Genomic DNA, 16,422 nt, shown 5'->3' on the forward strand with positions numbered 1-16,422 from the left:
TAGGAGCGCGCAGGGGTGGAGCTGGCTTCCGGCAAGTACCCTGGCGCCGTGGGCATGGTTATGGCTGTGTCGTTCGAGCGGTATGGGCGGCTCTACTACCTGGACCCCGGCCCGCATCGTCCGCGTGTCGGGGACAAAGTGCTGGTTCCGACCGATGACGGGCCGGAGGTGGCGGAGTGCGTGTGGGCGCCGCAGTACGTCACCGAGGAGATCGGCGGTCTGCCGCTGTGTGAGGGCATCGCCACGGCCGCGGACCTGGATCGCGACGAGCAGAACCGGCAGCGGCGCGCCGACGCCCGGGTGATCGCGAAACGGACGATCCGGCAGCACAGCCTGCCGATGAAGGTGGTCGGCATCGACTTCGTCGACCGCCGCGCGGACGTCGATCAGCTCGTCATCGTGTACTTCTCCGCGCCGCACCGGGTCGATTTCCGCGAGCTCGTGCGGGATCTGGCCAGGGCGCTCCGGGCGCGGATCGAGCTGCGGCAGGTGGGTGCGCGCGACGAGGCCCGGCTGCAGGGCGGGATCGGGCCGTGCGGGCGGGACCTGTGCTGCGCGACGTTCCTGAAGGACTTCGAGCCGGTCAGCGTGCGGATGGCGAAGGACCAGGACCTGCCGCTGAACCCGTTGAAGATCTCCGGCGCGTGCGGGCGGCTGATGTGCTGCCTGAAGTATGAGCACCCGCTCTACCAGGAGTTCAACGCGAAGGCGCCGGCGGCCGGGACCCAGGTGGAGACCCCCGCGGGTGATGGAGTGGTGGTTGGGCACAACGTTCCGAGCGACACCGTGGTGGTCCGGCTGGCGGCATCCGGCCGGCGGTGCGCGTGCAGCCGCGCGGACGTGTGCTCGCCGCGGCAACAGTACGAAGCATCCAGTACGACAACCTCCGACGCACCACTGCCCGAGGAGCCGGCCGACGTCGTACCGGACGAACCCGGGGTCACGGACGCACCAGCAGCCCAGGCGGCGGCCGAGACGCCACCAGCTGGAACGGCGGCCGAGACAACGGCGGCCGAGGCGCCCGAGGAGCGGCGGCCACGCAAGCCACGGCGCCGGCGCCGACTGCACCACGAAGACGAGGGAGAAAGCCCGCAGTGAGATTCCGCAGGACAACGGTGCTGGTGGCAGCCCTGGCGGTGCTGGTGAGTGGGTGTGGGGTGGCGAGTCGCGCGCAGGATGCGGGTGACGGTACGGCGACCGGGACGGGGGCCAACCCGCCCAAGGGGCCGGTCGGGCCGATCCCGGCCGGGCTGGAGAAGTTCTACCAGCAGCAGCCGGACTGGCAGCGCTGTGGCTCCAACCAGCAGTGCGCCACGATCACGGTGCCGCTGGACTACACCAAGCCGACCGGTCAGACGATCGAGCTGCGGGCGCGGAAGGTGCCGGCCAGGGACCGGGCCGGGAAGATCGGGACGTTGTTCATCAATCCGGGCGGGCCGGGTGCCTCCGGGGAGAAGTTCGCCGCCTCGGCCGGGTTCGTGCTGGGCTCGTCGCTGCTGCGGAAGTTCGACGTGATCGGCTGGGACCCGCGCGGCGTCGGGCAGTCGACGCCGGTGCGCTGCCTGGACACCGCGCAGATGGACAAGTTCATCGCGACCGACGGCAGCCCGGACAACGAGGCCGAGATCACCGACCTCAACAACGAGGCGAAGATCCTCGCGGACGGCTGTGAGCAGCGGTCCGGCGAGCTGCTGCCGCACGTGTCGACCAAGGACGCCGCGCGCGACATCGACGTACTGCGGGGGATCGTCGGCGACCCGGAGCTGTACTACCTCGGCTTCTCGTACGGCACCTACCTGGGCGCGACGTACGCCGAACTCTTCCCGAAGAACGTCGGCCGGCTGGTGCTCGACGGCGCGGTCGACCCGTCGAAGACCGCGAAGCAGAACAACATCGCCCAGGCGAAGGGCTTCGACACCGCGCTGGACGCGTTCGCGGAGGACTGTGCCCAGCGGTCGTGCCGGCTCGGCAGCAGCAAGGCCGAGGTGCTCGCGAAGATCGACAAGCTGATCAACGACAGTGACGCGACCCCGCTGCCCGGCGACGGGAAACGCGAGGTCACGCAGGCGCTGGTGTTGCTCGGCGTGCTGTCCCCGCTCTACCTGAAGCAGCTGTGGCCGCAGCTCGAGGACGCGGTCCTCGACGGCCTGGCCGGGAACGGCGCTCGCCTGCTCGCGCTGGCCGATCAGTACACCGACCGCGAGCCGTCGGGGTACTCGGACAACGCCAACGAGGCGATCTATGCGGTCAACTGCCTGGATCGCCCGGACATCACCTCGGTCGCGGAGGCCAAGGCAGAGATGCCGGAGTACGAGGCGGCCTCGCCGCGGTTCGGGAGCGCGCTGCTCTGGGGCTCGCTGCCGTGCGCGAACTGGCCGGTGAAGGCCGAGGACAAGCCGCACACGATCAAGGCGGCCGGCGCGAAGCCGATCATGGTCGTCGGCACCACTCGCGACCCCGCGACGCCGTACGAGTGGGCCGTCGGGCTCGCGCACCAGCTGGAGAGCGGCGTGCTGATCACCCGCGACGGCGACGGCCACACCGGCTACAAGCAGGGCAATCCGTGCGTGGACAACGCCGTGGAGAGCTACCTGCTGCAAGGCACGGCGCCGACCAGCGACATCAAGTGTTAGCCCGCGCGTAGCGCCGGAAGTCTGTTCAGTTCGGACGGGTGTCGCCCGCTGACGGCGGGAGCTGCAGCGTGTCGGTGGCGTGCTGGAGGATGGCGCGCAGGCCGGCCTCGTCCTGCGGGCGCCCGCCGACGGTGATCTCGACCGCGGAGCTCGTGCCGCCGTCGGTGGAGATCCAGCGGGACAAGCCCATCCGCGGCCCGCGCGTCTGGTCGACGTACGTGTAGATCAGCGTGCCGTTGTCGCGGCTGATCACCTTGAGATCCCGCTCGTTGATGCTGCGGGCCCGGGCCGCTACCAGCTCGTCCGGGGACTGCTTGCTGCCGCGGGTGTCGAACCGGAGCTGCCAGACGCCGGTCGGGTCGAGGAACCGCGGCCGCGTGCCGGCCTGGGAACTCTTCCATCCGGTCGGGACCTCGGCCGACACCGGTGTGTCCGCGCTGCCGAAGGTCTGTACGGCGTACTGCAGCGAGTCGGGCTGGAGCCCGTCGGTCCGGGCCGGCGTGCTGGCGGCGGGTTGACTGTTCACGATCCCGGCAGGGGTGTCGTCACCTGCCAACGGATTGCCGTTGAAGGCGAGCACCGCGCCGAACACGGCTACGCCGACGGTCATTCCCGCCAGCGTCATCAGCAGTGCCTGGTGCCTGGGCGTGAGCATCCCGACCTCGCTTCCCTCTCTCCCGGCCGATTATCCCCGACAAGAGGGGCGTCTCCGCAATCGGCCGCTACGGATGAGCACCAAACTTCGTCGCGGCAGTACGCTGACACCTCGTGAGCACGCACGACCCCGCATTTCACCAGGCCCTGCAGCGATATGACGCCGGTACGGCGGAACGCGCCGACCTCAAGTTGCTCACCAAGCAGCTGCTGAAGCTCCTGGTCGCGAAGGCTCCCGGACACGCGGTCGAGGTGCGGGTCCCGCCGTACGGCGCGGTCCAGTGCATCGAGGGTCCGCGGCACACCCGGGGTACGCCGGGCGCCGTGGTCGAGCTCCCGCCCGAGCTCTGGATCGACCTGGCCCTCGGCCGCGTCGCCTGGGCGGACGCCCGCCAGTCCGGCAAACTCCGCGCCAGCGGCGAACGCACCGACCTGAGCGCCCTGCTGCCACTGGCCTGAGAGCGCGCACATCGCAGACAGCACTGAGCCGCGGCACCCCCAGGATGCCGCGGCCGCGTGCGTCTCACGGTAGGGACAAATCGGTTCTTCCCCGGCGATCGGAGCTGGCACTATGTGCCAGTGGCAGCAAGTGTCCCCGCGTGGCTGGCCCGGCTCCGCGTCGATCTGACCCCGTGGCACAGCTCTCGCGACTACCGCATCCTGCTGGTGTCGGGATCGGTCTTCTTCCTGGGCGGCATGTTCGGGTACGTCGCGCTGCCGTACCAGCTGTACCAGCTCACCGGCTCCAACTTCGCCGTCGGTGCGATGGGTCTGGTGACGATCGCGCCGCTCGTCGTCTTCGGCCTGTACGGCGGCGCCCTCGCGGACCATGTGGACCGCCGGAAGCTGCTGATCGGCACCGGCATGGCGCAGGCCCTGATCTGCGCGGCACTGCTCGGCAACTCGTTGCTGGACCACCCGCAGGTGTGGCTCATCTACGTCTGCGGCGCGCTGAACGCAATCGCCACCTCCCTGCAGCGGCCGAGCCGGGAGGCCCTCCTCCCACGGGTCGTGCGGCACCAGGAGATCCCGGCCGCGGTCGCGCTCAGCTCGCTGACGATGCAGGTCGGCCAGCTCGCGGGCCCGGCGCTCGCCGGCCTGCTGGTCGGAGCGGTCGGCGTGACCTGGGCGTTCGCGGTCGAGCTGACCGGCCTGGTGCTCGCGACCGCGCTCTACCTCGGCCTGCGCCCGTACCGGACGAATGAGCACAGCACGCCGCCGAGCCTGCGCGCGATCGGCGGCGGGATCGTGTACGCGTTCCGCCGCAGAGATCTGCTCGCCACCTACCTGGTGGACATGGTCGGGATGTTCCTGGCGATGCCGATCGTGCTGTTCCCGGCCTTCGCCACCGAGGTCCTGCAGCAGCCGAAACTGCTCGGTCTCCTCTACAGCGCCGAGGCGATCGGGGCGATGTGCGCCAGCCTCACCAGCGGCTGGGCGAAACACGTCCACCACCAGGGCCGGGCGGTCGTCCTCGCCACCATCTGCTGGGGTGCCGCGGTCGGGATCGCCGGGCTGGCGCCGAACATCTGGTTCGCCATTGCGTTCTTCGCCGTAGCCGGTGCCGCGGACATGGTCTCGGTGCTGTTCCGATCGGTGATCTGGAATCAGACGATCCCCGACGAGATGCGCGGCCGGCTCGCGGGCATCGAGATGCTCGGCTACTCCCTCGGTCCGCTCGGCGGCCAGGCCCGTTCCGGCCTGGTCGCGGACCTCACCGGTGTCCGGGCGGCGATCGTCAGCGGTGGCGCCTTGTGCGTCGTCGGCGTGATCGGGACCGCGGCCTGGCTGCGCGAGTTCTGGCAGTACGACTCCCGCACCGACGAACACGCGGTCCGCGAAAGGGAACTACGCACAGCCAGTTAAAGTCTTGGCATCATGCGTATCCGCCTTGTACTGATCGTCGGCCTGCTGGTCGTCGCGGGGTGTAGTGGTCCCGGACAGGAGGATGCCCCGAACGTGCCGCCGTTGGTCTCGGTCAGCACCGCGCCTACCGAGACCCCGTCGGAGACGCCGTCCGAGACCCCGAGCGGTCCGGCCACGTCCAAGGTCGCTGACACGCTGTGTGTGCGGATGGATCAGTCGCTGGTGCAGTCGACGCTCGCGGTGCCGGTGGTGCAGATCCAGCCCAAGGCGATCCCGGCCGAGTTCGGGTTGCCGACGTACGACGTCTGTCAGCTCGGTCTCAGCACCAGTCCGAACGGGCCGGTCCTGCGGGTCGGGACTTCGGTGCTTCCGGCAACCAAGGCGACGCTGGCGGCGGCGCAGAAGGCCTATGCCGCGACGAAGGGCGAGAAGGCCAAGCCCGTGGTCGTGGGTGAGGGTGGCTACGGGACCAGCACGTTCGTGGTGTTCCTGCTGGACGGGCGGTTGTACAAGGTCAGCGGACCACCGGCGACCCTGGCGAAGTACGTCGTACTCGGGCAGGAGGTGGTCCGGCAGGCGCCCGGGTTGCCGGAGGCGCAGCCGCTGATCGCGCGGCCGGACTGTGAGCGCGGATCGGCCGCGGCGGAGAAGGTGATGGGCGCGCCCGCGATGGTCCGCCGGGACGGTCAGACCGCGCTCGGTGACCTGGTCTGTGGCTGGGTGAACCCGACGAGCGTGCTCTCCACATCAGTACGGCGTACTCCGAACGCGGAGGCCTTGATGGCGCCGATGCGGAAGGCCGCGACGTCGCAGCCGATCCCGCTGGGCGACGAGGCGTACGTCGACACCGCGACCGGGCGGACCACGATCCGGGTCGGCGACGACAAGCTGGTCGACCTCGTCCCACTGCCTGCCCGGCCGATCGACCCGGACCTGATGACCACCTTCGCCCTGGCGATGTCCCCGCTGTACACCCGCTGAAACCGTGCCTTTCTGTACCGAAGGACGGGTAGTAGTCGGCTGATTCGGCCTCCAGTTGGGGAGTCCAGGCGTGGATCGGCGCGAGTGGCCGGGGTTGCGGCGACTACCACCCGTTCTTCGGTACGCCAGCCCTGACCTCGGCGATGGTGGCGATGGCTTCGGTGATCTCGGTGGGGGTGCGGGCGGCGTACCCGAGGACGAGGCCGGGGGCGTGCGGGAGTTGGCAGTGCCAGGAGAGGGGGTGGGTCTTGACTCCCTTGTGCAGTGCGGCTGCGGCCAGCTCGACGTCGTTGGACGAGTCGTCGAAGGTGATGGTCAGGTGCAGGCCGGCCGCGGCGCCGTGGACCGTTGCTGTGGGCAAGTAGTTGTGGACGGCGTCGACCATGGCGTCGCGGCGGGTCCGGTGCCGGCGGCGGAGGAAGCGCAGTTGGCGTTCGAGCTCGCCGGACTCCATCAGCTGGGCGAGGGTGAGCTGGGGGAGCGCGGCGTTGCCGAGGTCGGCCAGGCGCTTCATGCCGATCAGCGCGTCCTTGTACTGCGGCGGCGGCAGCATCCACCCGATCCGGAGCGAGGGTGCGAGCAGCTTCGACACGCTGCCGGCGTAGATGACCTGATCCGTGAGCATCGCGCGCAGAGCGGGAACCGGGGGACGGTCGTACCGGTGCTCGGCGTCGTAGTCGTCCTCCAGGATCAGCCCGCCCTCGGCGGCCCACTGGATCAGCTCCCGCCGCCGTTCCCCTTCCAGTACGACGCCGGTCGGGAAGTGGTGCGCGGGAGTCGCCATCACGACGCCGGCGCCGGACGCGCGGAGCAGGTCGACCCGGAGGCCGTCACCGTCGACCGGGATCGGGATCGTCGTCAGACCCCAGTTCTGCAGGTGCTGCCGGGAGCCGAGCGAGCCGGGGTCCTCGACGGCGATCTCGGTGATGCCGCGGTTCTTGAGGACCTGTGCGACCAGGCCGATCGCCTGTGAGACGCCCGCCACGATGATCAGGTCATCCGGGTCTGCGCCGACACCCCGGTTGCGCGCCAGCCAGTTCGCGACTGCCCGGCGCAGCGCCGGCGTCCCGGCTGGATCGCCGTACCCGAATGCGGAGGACTCCAGATCGTTCAGCACCGCCCGCTCGGCCCGCAACCAGGCACTCCGCGGAAAGGCCGCCAGATCCGGCACCCCAGGCGTCAGATCGATCCGCGCCGGCGCAGCCCGCAAACTGTCAAACACATCCAAGCCGGGCTGCTCGATCATCGCCCCTGTCCCATCCGCCCGAGGGCCACGGCCTTCAGTGAGGATCGGCCGAGCGGCGTCCCTTACCCCAGCGTGCGGTGCGGCGTCCGCCTCCCCGTCCCGCCGCGGCCGAGGGCTGCCTTCGGTGGGAAGTCGCCGAGAGCCGTCGACCTCCCCACCGTGCTGCGCCGCCGCTCCCTCTCGTCCGGCGGCTGTCACGTCGCCAGCCCGGCGCTCGGCAGGTGCGGGAGTGCCGATGGGGGCGGCGACGACGATGGTGCCGGCTCGGCCGCGGCCGGCCACGTGGCCATCTTCGGTCAGGCGTTGGTAGGCCTCGGTGACTACACCTCGGGAGATGTGGAGTTCGGCGGCCAGGACTCGGGTGGCGGGTAGGCGGGTGCCGAGGGGGAGGCGGCCGTCGGAGATGGCGGTGCGGAGGCGGTCGGTGAGCCAGTCCGCGAGGCCGCCCGCGGGTGCGTCCGCCGGATTCAGTTGCAGGAAGTCGGCGCCGGCCGGGCTCTGGTGCGGGGAGTCGGGGCCGGTCGGCGACGTACCGGCGGCCGATCCATTGGACCTGCCACTTTGGCTCGGATTGGACCTGTGCACCGGACCATTGTGGCGGCACCGTGGAGTTATGGGAACCGACTACGTGCACGGCTACACGCTGGCGGAGACCCGCCGGCTGACGGACCAGGCGCAGACCCTGGCCGATCTTCTCCACGACGGCACCAGCTACCCGGCCGGGAGCCGCGTCCTCGAGGCGGGCTGCGGGGTCGGCGCACAGACGGTGCAACTGGTGACCCGCAGCCCCGGCATCGACCTCGTCTCCGTCGACATCTCCGAGGAATCACTCGCGCGAGCCAAGGCCCGGGTCGCCGCCATCGCACCGGACGCCCAAGTCGACTGGCGGCACGCGGACCTGCACGACCTGCCTGCGGAGGAGTTCGACCACCTCTTCCTCTGCTTCGTCCTCGAGCACCTGCCGGACCCGCACGCCGCGCTCACCGGACTGCGCCGCCTGCTCAAGCCCGGCGGCACGATCACCGTCATCGAGGGCGACCACGGGTCAGCCTTCTTCCACCCCCGCAGTACGGCGGCGCAAGCGGTGATCGACTGCCTCAGCGACCTCCAGGCCGAGACCGGCGGCGACGCGCTGATCGGCCGGCGCCTGCAGCCGTTGCTCAAGGATGCCGGGTACGACGACGTCCGCGCCCGGCCGTGCACCGTGTACGCCGACGAGACGCTGCCGCACCTGGTCGACGGCTTCACCCGCAAGACGTTCATTGCGATGGTCGAGTCGGTCCGCGAACGCGCCATCGCCGCTGGGATGCGCACCCCGGCCGAGTGGGCGGCGGGGATCCGTGATCTGGAGAAGGCCGCGGCTTCCGGCGGCACCTTTCACTACACGTTCTTCAAGGCGGTGGGACGGACATGATCACGTTGCTGGCTCTCGTCGTACTGATCTGGCGGGGGCTCAACCGCAACCAGCGGCGGCAACTCCGGCCGACGTCACCCAACGGCGTGCCGGACCGGGACATGGAGCGCCTCATCGCCGACCTGCGCGCACTTAGCTGACCAGTTCATGAATGCCTGGTAAACAGTACGTATGCCTCCGACCGAACAGCTGGAGATCGAGACCAAGTACGACGTCGACGAGAGCGCAAGCCTGCCGGCGTTGCGCGATCTCCCCGGTGTCGCGAGGGTGTCGCGACCGGTCAAGCTCGAGCTGGAGGCCGTGTACTTCGACACCGCCGGGCTGGACCTGGCTGCGAACAAGGTGACCTTGCGTCGGCGCACCGGCGGCGAGGACGACGGCTGGCACGTAAAGTTCCCCAGGTCGAACGGCGAGCGGCTGGAGGTCCACCATCCGCTCGGGCGGGCGGTTCGCAAGGTCCCGGTCGCGGTCGTCCGCTCGGTGCGGGTGCATGTCCGGGAGCAGGAGCTCGTGCCCGTCGTCGCGCTGAACACCAAGCGCGTCGTGCATCGCGTCCTGGACGAGGCCGGCGAGGTGCTCGCCGAGTTCGCCGACGACCGCGTCACCGCGACCGTCGAGGGTGGCGAGCCCGAGAGCTGGCGGGAGTGGGAGGTCGAGCTCGTCAACGGGGACCACGCGTTCCTGGCGGCCGCGGGCGAGCTGCTGCGGTCCGCGGGGGCCCAGCCGGCCGTAGGTCCGAGCAAGCTCGCGCGGGCGCTCGGCGACCGCGTGCCGCCGCCCGAGTCGTTGGAGCTGCCGAAGAAGCCGAGGACGTCGGACGTGTTCCGCGCGTACGCCGGTGCCCAGGTGCAGGCGATCCGCGAGCGTGACCCCGAGGTACGGCGGGATGTCCCGGACTCGATCCACAAGTTCCGGGTGGCGACACGGCGACTGCGGTCGGCACTGGCGACGTACCGGCCGGTCGTGGATCGTGCGGCCGGGCACCTGATCCGCGTCGAGCTGAAGTGGCTGGCGGGTGAGCTCGGAGCAGCGCGAGACGCCGAGGTTCAGCGTGAGCATTTCGCGGCGGAGGTCGCCGAGCAGCCGGTCGAACTGGTGATGGGCCGCGTGGCCGGCCGCATCGACGACCATCTGCGCGGGGTCTACAAGGCCGGCCTGGCGGGCGCGCTCGCCGCGCTGGAGACTGAGCGCTACTTCCGCCTGCTCGAAGCGCTGGACGAGCTGATTGCCAAGCCGCCGCTGACGGACGACGATCGCAAGGCCGCCAAGCAGGTCCCCGACCTCCTCCACCATGACCGGCGCCGCCTGCGCAAGGCCGTCCGGCGCGCCGAGTCGGCCGAGACCAGCGCCGAGCTGGACCACGAACTCCACGAGGTCCGCAAGGCTGCCAAGCGACTCCGGTACGCCGCCGAGTCCGCCGTACCCGTCCTGGGGGACGATGCCGCTTCCCTCGCCGCCCGCGCCGAGGAAGTCCAGGAGGTTCTCGGCGAACACCAGGACAGCGTCGTGTCGCGCGACCTCCTGCGCCAACTGGCCGTCGAGGTCTACCTCGAGGGTGGCAACTCCTTCACCTTCGGCCGCCTGCACGCCGCCGAGGAACTCCGCGGCACCCGCTCCCGCGACGCCTTCTTCGCTCTCTGGCCCACCCTCGAGGCCCGCTGACAGCACGACACGGACTGCCGGTTGGCGGCGCCTGCACCCCAGCGATTGCCGGCCCGGGCGATCACCGGATACATCGAAGGCGTGTTGCCCGCACAGGCCATAGCGACTCTCCGTGGTACTCCTCTCGAGGAGGCGGAGTTGCGCGAGGCGGGCGTTGTTCCCAAACAGCTCACTGTTGCGTGGACCGATGCTTCAGATGAATGAGAGCCTGCGCCACCACCTGCCTATACGCGGATCTGTGGATGCTGACCAGTCCGGCACCCCGGGATGGCGTTCAGGTCATGGGTTATCCGCTGCTGTTGTGGGTTCTCTCCGCGCACACCAGCGGGGAACCCAATCCACGCACGGATATCCGGCCCATCGTCGGGGTGCGGTCTGGCGGCGGGGGCGTGGACACCATGTCGGGACCTGGTACACCTCACAACCTGTCCCACAGGCCTCGACATGGTCTCCCAGGTCCCGTGCTGTCCGGCCGGACCGCCAGGCCATCACAACGAGGCGAGGACGACGGCCTCCCGCGGGCTATCGCAGCGTCTGGGTGATTGTGATGGCCTGGAAGTCCGCCATACGTGGCCCGGCGGTGGTGGCGGGGTTGGTGATGCCGGGACGCTGGCCGGACCTGCACCACTCACAAGCAACGCGATGCCAGAGTTGCCACGCTCGGCCGCGTGCACTCGGTGGCTGACGGACCGGGTTAGTGAGTGCGCCACGTCCGCCCAGGTCGAGACCCGCGGGCCGTCCGGGGTCAGGCTGGGGAGGATCTGCCCACCGGACCCGGGACGAGATCCTCCCCACCCCGGCGGCAACCGACACAACACGGCCGCCTGCCCGGGACGCGAAGGAGGCGAACCAACCACCCACGGATACGTCAGGAGAGCCCGATATCCCCCGAAGTTGCGCGGTGGGCTGGTGGATCGGGGGACGCGCCGGAACGGTCCACGGATCCCGGCTGCATGTATCTCGGCTTTTCGGTATTTGCTTGTTGTTTTGAACGAGAGACGGACCCGGCGGGGGCCGGGTCCGTCTCTCGGGGCGGGGCTGTCAGGCAGGTTCGCGTCGAGTCAGCAGGGCCTGGCTGACAGGTCTAGTGCTGCACCGCCTTCTCGGCGCCCGCGCCGGTCAGGGAGCGGACCTCCATCTCGGCGAACTTGTCGATGTCGACCGGCTCCTTGCTGGTGACCGTGCCGAGCCAGCCGAGGAAGAAGGCCAGCGGGATCGAGACGATGCCGGGGTTGTCCAGCGGGAACCAGTGGAAGTCGATCGAGGTGTCGGTGATCATCGACAGGCTGGCGTGGGTCTTCGCGTCCACCTTGCCGGAGACGACCGGGCTGAATGCGATCAGGATGATCGCCGAGCTCAGACCGCCGTAGATGCTCCACAGCGCGCCGCGGGTGTTGAACCGCCGCCAGAACAGCGAGTACAGAATGGTCGGCAGGTTCGCACTGGCCGCGACCGCGAACGCGAGCGCCACCAGGAAGGCGATGTTCTGGCCGTTGGCGAAGATGCCGCCGACGATCGCGACCAGGCCGATCACCACCGCGGTGTAGCGGGCCACCCGGACCTCGCCGTCGCCGCTGATCTGGCCCTTCTTGATGATCGAGCCGTAGATGTCATGGGCGAACGACGTACTCGCGGTGATCGTCAGGCCGGCCACGACCGCCAGGATGGTGGCGAAGGCGACTGCGGAGATGACACCGAGCAGGAGCTCACCGCCGAGCTCGAACGCCAGCAGTGGTGCGGCCGAGTTCGCCTTGCCCGGCGCGGCCTTGATCCGGTCCGGGCCGACGATCGCGGCGGCGCCGTACCCGAGCACCAGGGTGAACAGGTAGAAGATGCCGATGATCCAGATCGCCCAGCTGACACTGCGCCGGGCCTCCTTGGAGTTCGGCACCGTGTAGAACCGCATCAGCACGTGCGGGAGGCCCGCTGTACCGAGCACCAGCGCGAGCGCCAGTGAGATGAAGTCCAGCTTGCTGATCCCCGTTGCGCCGTACTGGAGACCCGGGCTCAGCAGCTTCTCGCCGGCCGCCGGGCTCTTGTCGACGGCCGCACCGAGCAGGCTGGACAGATTGAAGGTGTACTTCGCCAGCACCCAGATCGTCATGATACCGGCGCCGACCACCAGCAGGACGGCCTTGATGATCTGCACCCAGGTGGTGCCCTTCATGCCGCCGACCAGCACGTAGGTGATCATGATCGCGCCGACCACGGCGATCACGATGCTCTGTCCGGTCCGTCCGGAGACACCGAGCAGCAGGGCGACCAGACCCCCGGCGCCGGCCATCTGCGCCAGCAGGTAGAAGAAGCAGACGCCGAGGGTCGAGATCGCGGCGGCCATCCGGACCGGTCGCTCCTTGAGCCGGAACGACAGGACGTCGGCCATCGTGAAGCGGCCGGTGTTCCGGATCAGTTCGGCGACCAGCAACAGGGCCACCAGCCACGCCACCAGGAAGCCGATCGAGTACAGGAAACCGTCGTACCCGTTCAGGGCGATCGCGCCGGCGATGCCTAGGAACGACGCGGCGGACAGGTAGTCGCCGGAGATCGCCATGCCGTTCTGCGGGCCGGTGAAGGACCGGCCGCCGGCGTAGTAGTCGGCCGCGGTCTTGTTGTTCCGCGACGCCCGGAGCACGATCGCCAAGGTGGCGACCACGAACAGCGCGAAGATGATGATGTTGACGGTCGGATTGCCGATTTCGGTTGCCAGCGGCAACATCAATGGGGCGGTCACTGCTCGGCTCCCTCGATCTGGTGGCGCAGCTTCTCGGCGTCCGGGTCGAGCCGGCGATCGGCCCAGCGGACGTAGATCAGCGTGATGGCGAACGTCGACACGAACTGGCCGAGCCCGAACAACAGGGCCACGGTGATGTTGCCGCCGACCTTGTGCGACATGAAGTCGTGCGCGTAGGCGGCGAGCAGGACGTAGACGAAGTACCAGACCAGGAACAGTCCGGTCATCGGGAACACGAAGTTGCGGAACCGGCGACGCAATTCGGAGAAGTCCGGGGACAACTGGACATCTCGGTACGTCGTCAGGTCCGGATCGCGCGTATCACTCATCGCGTGACCTCCAGACGGGGGGATGAGGCCGGGCGGCTTGGACCGGCAGGGGCTGCTGCTGCTCGTACTGTGGTCCCGGTCACGTCGCACCGACAGCACCCACACGCAACGAGCGCTCAGCGGAGCAGACCAGTCGGCCGGTGGATCACTCGGTTGCGATGAGCGGTAGGAATCACACGACGAGCGGTCTCATCGGGTGGGAAGGCCTCGATCAACGTCGACTGCTTCGGGGGTGTGGAGGCGGACCATGCTGCGGGCGGTGCCGGCCGGGATGCGGTCCGGGGTGAGCTTCGAGACCACGATCACGGTGAGGAACGCGAGCGGCATCGTCCACGCTGCCGGCTGGCCGACCAGCGCCCGCGGCCAGCCGCCGTGCGGTGCGCCGACCACGTTCACCAGGGCCGCCGCGCTCGCGGCGATCCCGCCGACGACCAGCCCGGCCGCCGCACCGGTCGTCGACATCCGCCGCCACCAGATCCCCAGCACCAGCAGCGGACAGAACGTCGACGCGGCCACGGCGAACGCGAGTCCGACAGTGTCCGCGAGACTCAACGCACCGGTCACCGTGAACGCCAGGTACGGCACGGTCATCGCCAGCAGCGCCGCGATCCGGAAGCTGTTCACCGCCACGTAGTCCCCACCGGTCCACCGATGCAACCGGCTCCGCAACAGGTCCTGGTCGATCACTCCGGCGATGGCGACCGTCAGCCCGGACGACGTCGAGAGGAACGCCGCGAACGCCCCGGCCGCAACCAGCGCCCCGAGCAAATCCCCTGCTGTGCCAGGCAAAACGAGCCCGGGCAGCTTGAGTACGACGGTGTCCGCACCACTGCTCACCAGGTCAGGCGCGAACGATCGGCCGAGAACGGCGTACATGGGTGGGAACAAGTAGAAGAACCCGAGGAGCGCCAGTACGACGACCGTCGTACGGCGTGCTGCCCGTCCATCCGGATTGGTGTAGAACCGCACGAGCACGTGCGGAAGGCCCATCGTCCCGAAACAAAGGGCCAAGAGCAACGAGTACGTCGCGTACAGCGGGTGGTCGCGACCACCGGCCCGGGACAGCGGCTCGGCCCATTGCGCCGCCGCACCGTGCAAGGAGTCGAGTACGCCGACCGGTTGGTGCCAGACGATCAGGATGACGAAGATCGGCGTGGCGAGCGCGGTGAGTTTCAGCCAGTACTGGAAGGCCTGCACGAACGTGATCGAGCGCATGCCGCCGGCGGCGACGTTCATCACCACGATCACCGCGACAATCGCAGCCCCGACGTAGGGCGGCGCGCCCGTAACGGTCTGCACGGCCAGTCCGGCTCCGTGCAACTGCGGGAGCAGGTAGAGCGTGCCGATGCCGACGACCAGGCCGGAGCAGATCCGGCGGACTATCGGGGACTCGAAGCGGGTCTCGGCGAAGTCGGGCAACGTGTAGGCGCCCGAGCGGCGCAGCGGGGCGGCGACCAGCACGAGCAGCATCAGATAGCCGACGGTGTACCCGACCGAGAACCACAGCATGTCGGCGCCGTTCACCAGCACCAGGCCCGCGACACCGAGGAACGACGCCGCCGACAGGTACTCACCACTGATCGCGGATGCGTTCCAGCGCGGGGAGACCGCGCGGCTGGCGACGTAGAAGTCGCTGGTGGTCCGCGAGATCCGCAGCCCGAACAGACCGATCCCGATCGTTGCCACGATCACCAATCCGATCGCGGTCACGCTCATCGCGGCAGACATTTAGTGCCTCCCGACGGGGCAGGCATTACTGCCTCCCGACGAACTCGGTGAACTCCGCCTCGATCCGCTCGGCATTGCGGACATAGATGCGGGCGGCGCCATAAACCACGGGATAGATCGCGATGCCGAGCAGCACCCAGGGCAACGGCAGCCCGAGGACGGACAGCGTGCGAGTCGGCGGGACCAGCCAGAACAGCAACGGGATGCTGCCGAGGACGAGGAGGACGCCGCCGATGACGGCGAGCGCAAGTCGTAGCTGGGACTGGATCAGTGAGTGCATGTAGATCTCGCCGAGCCGGGTCTGCTCGTCGATCTCGCGCGTACCGGTCGGGATGATGGGCCGGCGGGCTGCGCTGGTCCGCGGGCTCGTGACCCGGACCCGTCGCGGGCCTTCCGCCGTACTCATGTCATCCGCCTCACGTCATCCGCGCAGGGCGGTCGAGCGGACCAGGAGGTCGCGGAGTTCACGGGTATGGCGGCGGCTGACCGGGAGCCAGTCGTCGCCGACGCGGATGGCGCACCGGCCGCCGTCGACGCGCATCTCGTCCACGTGGGCGAGGGCGACCAACGTGCTGCGGTGGATCCGGGTGAAGCCGGCGTCGCGCCAGCGTTCCTCCAGTGTGCTGAGCGGGATCCGGACCAGGTGTGAGTTCTGCCCGGTGTGCAGGCGGGCGTAGTCCCCTTGCGCTTCGACGTACCGGACCGACGAGCGCTTCACCCAGCGGGTCACCCCGGCCAGTTCGACCGGGATCGTCGCGTCCTCGGTCTCGTCGGGTGTCTGCAGCGCGGCCGGTGCGCCAGCGGTGACGACCCGGCGAACAGCCTCGGCCAGCCGCTCGGCCCGGACCGGCTTCATCACGTAGTCGGCCGCCTGGAGGTCGAACGCGGCCACCGCGTGTTCGTCGTACGCGGTGACGAAGACGATCTGCGGGTGCGGCTGGCGGAACTTGGACAGCACCCGGGCCAGGTCGATGCCATCCAGGCCCGGCATCTTGATGTCGCAGAACACGACGTCCAGGTCCGTCTCGTGCAGGATCTTCAGCGCGTCCGGTCCGTTCGACGCCGTCCTGATCTGGCCGATCCGGGGGTCGCGCTCGAGCAGGTACACCAGTTCGGCCAGGGCGGGCTCCTCGTCGTCCGCGACCAGCGCGCGCAGCGGAGTGTCGGCCATGGCGTCA

General features: G+C 69.4%; 15 protein-coding genes. 8 read left to right on the forward strand and 7 right to left on the reverse strand.

Annotation, left to right across the window (positions count from 1 at the left end):
• Window positions 1-54: 54 nt before the first annotated feature.
• Both OG558_RS14475 and OG558_RS14480 read left to right on the forward strand, forming a co-directional pair.
• A complete protein-coding gene (locus tag OG558_RS14475; RefSeq protein ID WP_405072164.1) occupies window positions 55-1,098 on the forward strand; it encodes a stage 0 sporulation family protein in 1,044 nt (347 codons plus the stop codon).
• Entirely contained in the window at window positions 1,095-2,633 is a 1,539-nt protein-coding gene (locus OG558_RS14480) for an alpha/beta hydrolase (RefSeq protein WP_405070715.1), read from the forward strand. The genes OG558_RS14475 and OG558_RS14480 overlap by 4 nt, the downstream gene beginning before the upstream one ends.
• 25 nt (window positions 2,634-2,658) lie before the next feature.
• On the opposite strand, the gene OG558_RS14485 is transcribed toward OG558_RS14480, so the two are convergent.
• On the reverse strand, window positions 2,659-3,288 hold the full coding sequence (locus OG558_RS14485; RefSeq protein ID WP_405070716.1) for a hypothetical protein: 630 nt from the start codon (window positions 3,286-3,288) through the stop codon (window positions 2,659-2,661).
• A 113-nt stretch (window positions 3,289-3,401) separates the two neighbouring features.
• Here OG558_RS14485 and OG558_RS14490 point away from each other — a divergent pair, with 113 nt between their 5' ends.
• From OG558_RS14490 to OG558_RS14500, 3 genes are all read left to right on the forward strand, one after another.
• Complete coding sequence (locus OG558_RS14490; RefSeq protein WP_405070718.1) at window positions 3,402-3,746, forward strand: sterol carrier family protein; 345 nt, start codon at window positions 3,402-3,404, stop codon at window positions 3,744-3,746.
• Between the two features lie 120 nt (window positions 3,747-3,866).
• Window positions 3,867-5,153 carry an MFS transporter gene (locus OG558_RS14495; RefSeq protein ID WP_405070719.1) on the forward strand — a complete coding sequence of 429 codons (1,287 nt, stop codon included), beginning with the start codon at window positions 3,867-3,869 and terminating at the stop codon, window positions 5,151-5,153.
• Window positions 5,154-5,165: 12 nt separating this feature from the next.
• Entirely contained in the window at window positions 5,166-6,134 is a 969-nt protein-coding gene (locus tag OG558_RS14500) for a hypothetical protein (RefSeq protein ID WP_405070720.1), read from the forward strand.
• Between the two features lie 103 nt (window positions 6,135-6,237).
• Here OG558_RS14500 and OG558_RS14505 read toward each other — a convergent pair whose 3' ends face one another.
• Window positions 6,238-7,965, reverse strand: coding sequence for a PLP-dependent aminotransferase family protein (locus tag OG558_RS14505; protein ID WP_405070722.1), 1,728 nt, complete (start codon window positions 7,963-7,965; stop codon window positions 6,238-6,240).
• Window positions 7,966-7,993: 28 nt separating this feature from the next.
• Here OG558_RS14505 and OG558_RS14510 point away from each other — a divergent pair, with 28 nt between their 5' ends.
• The 3 genes from OG558_RS14510 to OG558_RS14520 are packed head-to-tail and all read left to right on the forward strand — an operon-like array spanning window position 7,994 to window position 10,456.
• The gene (locus OG558_RS14510; protein WP_405070723.1) at window positions 7,994-8,794 is read left to right on the forward strand and encodes a methyltransferase; all 801 of its coding nucleotides are present in this window, start codon (window positions 7,994-7,996) and stop codon (window positions 8,792-8,794) included.
• The gene (locus OG558_RS14515; protein ID WP_405070725.1) at window positions 8,791-8,934 is read left to right on the forward strand and encodes a hypothetical protein; all 144 of its coding nucleotides are present in this window, start codon (window positions 8,791-8,793) and stop codon (window positions 8,932-8,934) included. Before OG558_RS14510 ends, OG558_RS14515 begins: the two co-directional genes overlap by 4 nt.
• Before the next feature lie 31 nt (window positions 8,935-8,965).
• Entirely contained in the window at window positions 8,966-10,456 is a 1,491-nt protein-coding gene (locus OG558_RS14520; RefSeq protein ID WP_405070726.1) for a CHAD domain-containing protein, read from the forward strand.
• 1,084 nt (window positions 10,457-11,540) lie between these two features.
• On the opposite strand, the gene OG558_RS14525 is transcribed toward OG558_RS14520, so the two are convergent.
• The 5 genes from OG558_RS14525 to OG558_RS14545 all read right to left on the reverse strand — a co-directional run bounded on the left by OG558_RS14525 (window position 11,541) and on the right by OG558_RS14545 (window position 16,415).
• Entirely contained in the window at window positions 11,541-13,172 is a 1,632-nt protein-coding gene (locus tag OG558_RS14525; RefSeq protein WP_405072165.1) for a cation acetate symporter, read from the reverse strand.
• A gap of 11 nt (window positions 13,173-13,183) precedes the next feature.
• Entirely contained in the window at window positions 13,184-13,516 is a 333-nt protein-coding gene (locus tag OG558_RS14530; protein WP_405070727.1) for a DUF485 domain-containing protein, read from the reverse strand.
• Between the two features lie 189 nt (window positions 13,517-13,705).
• Entirely contained in the window at window positions 13,706-15,244 is a 1,539-nt protein-coding gene (locus OG558_RS14535; RefSeq protein ID WP_405070729.1) for a cation acetate symporter, read from the reverse strand.
• Between the two features lie 25 nt (window positions 15,245-15,269).
• Window positions 15,270-15,650 carry a hypothetical protein gene (locus OG558_RS14540; RefSeq protein WP_329483756.1) on the reverse strand — a complete coding sequence of 127 codons (381 nt, stop codon included), beginning with the start codon at window positions 15,648-15,650 and terminating at the stop codon, window positions 15,270-15,272.
• 15 nt (window positions 15,651-15,665) lie between these two features.
• Window positions 15,666-16,415 (reverse strand): LytR/AlgR family response regulator transcription factor, encoded by a 750-nt coding sequence (locus OG558_RS14545; RefSeq protein WP_405070730.1) that lies wholly within the window; start codon window positions 16,413-16,415, stop codon window positions 15,666-15,668.
• Window positions 16,416-16,422 lie beyond the last annotated feature (7 nt).

It is taken from the genome of Kribbella sp. NBC_01510 (assembly GCF_045040325.1).
Classification (GTDB): domain Bacteria; phylum Actinomycetota; class Actinomycetes; order Propionibacteriales; family Kribbellaceae; genus Kribbella.

Coding starts and splice junctions, on each gene's coding strand:
- OG558_RS14475 (WP_405072164.1), top strand. CDS start 55: ATGGTTATGGCTGTGTCGTTCGAGCGGTATGGGCGGCTCTACTACCTG.
- OG558_RS14485 (WP_405070716.1), bottom strand. CDS start 3,288: ATGCTCACGCCCAGGCACCAGGCACTGCTGATGACGCTGGCGGGAATG.
- OG558_RS14500 (WP_405070720.1), top strand. CDS start 5,166: ATGCGTATCCGCCTTGTACTGATCGTCGGCCTGCTGGTCGTCGCGGGG.
- OG558_RS14510 (WP_405070723.1), top strand. CDS start 7,994: ATGGGAACCGACTACGTGCACGGCTACACGCTGGCGGAGACCCGCCGG.
- OG558_RS14515 (WP_405070725.1), top strand. CDS start 8,791: ATGATCACGTTGCTGGCTCTCGTCGTACTGATCTGGCGGGGGCTCAAC.
- OG558_RS14520 (WP_405070726.1), top strand. CDS start 8,966: ATGCCTCCGACCGAACAGCTGGAGATCGAGACCAAGTACGACGTCGAC.
- OG558_RS14525 (WP_405072165.1), bottom strand. CDS start 13,172: ATGTTGCCGCTGGCAACCGAAATCGGCAATCCGACCGTCAACATCATC.
- OG558_RS14530 (WP_405070727.1), bottom strand. CDS start 13,516: ATGAGTGATACGCGCGATCCGGACCTGACGACGTACCGAGATGTCCAG.
- OG558_RS14535 (WP_405070729.1), bottom strand. CDS start 15,244: ATGTCTGCCGCGATGAGCGTGACCGCGATCGGATTGGTGATCGTGGCA.
- OG558_RS14540 (WP_329483756.1), bottom strand. CDS start 15,650: ATGAGTACGGCGGAAGGCCCGCGACGGGTCCGGGTCACGAGCCCGCGG.
- OG558_RS14545 (WP_405070730.1), bottom strand. CDS start 16,415: ATGGCCGACACTCCGCTGCGCGCGCTGGTCGCGGACGACGAGGAGCCC.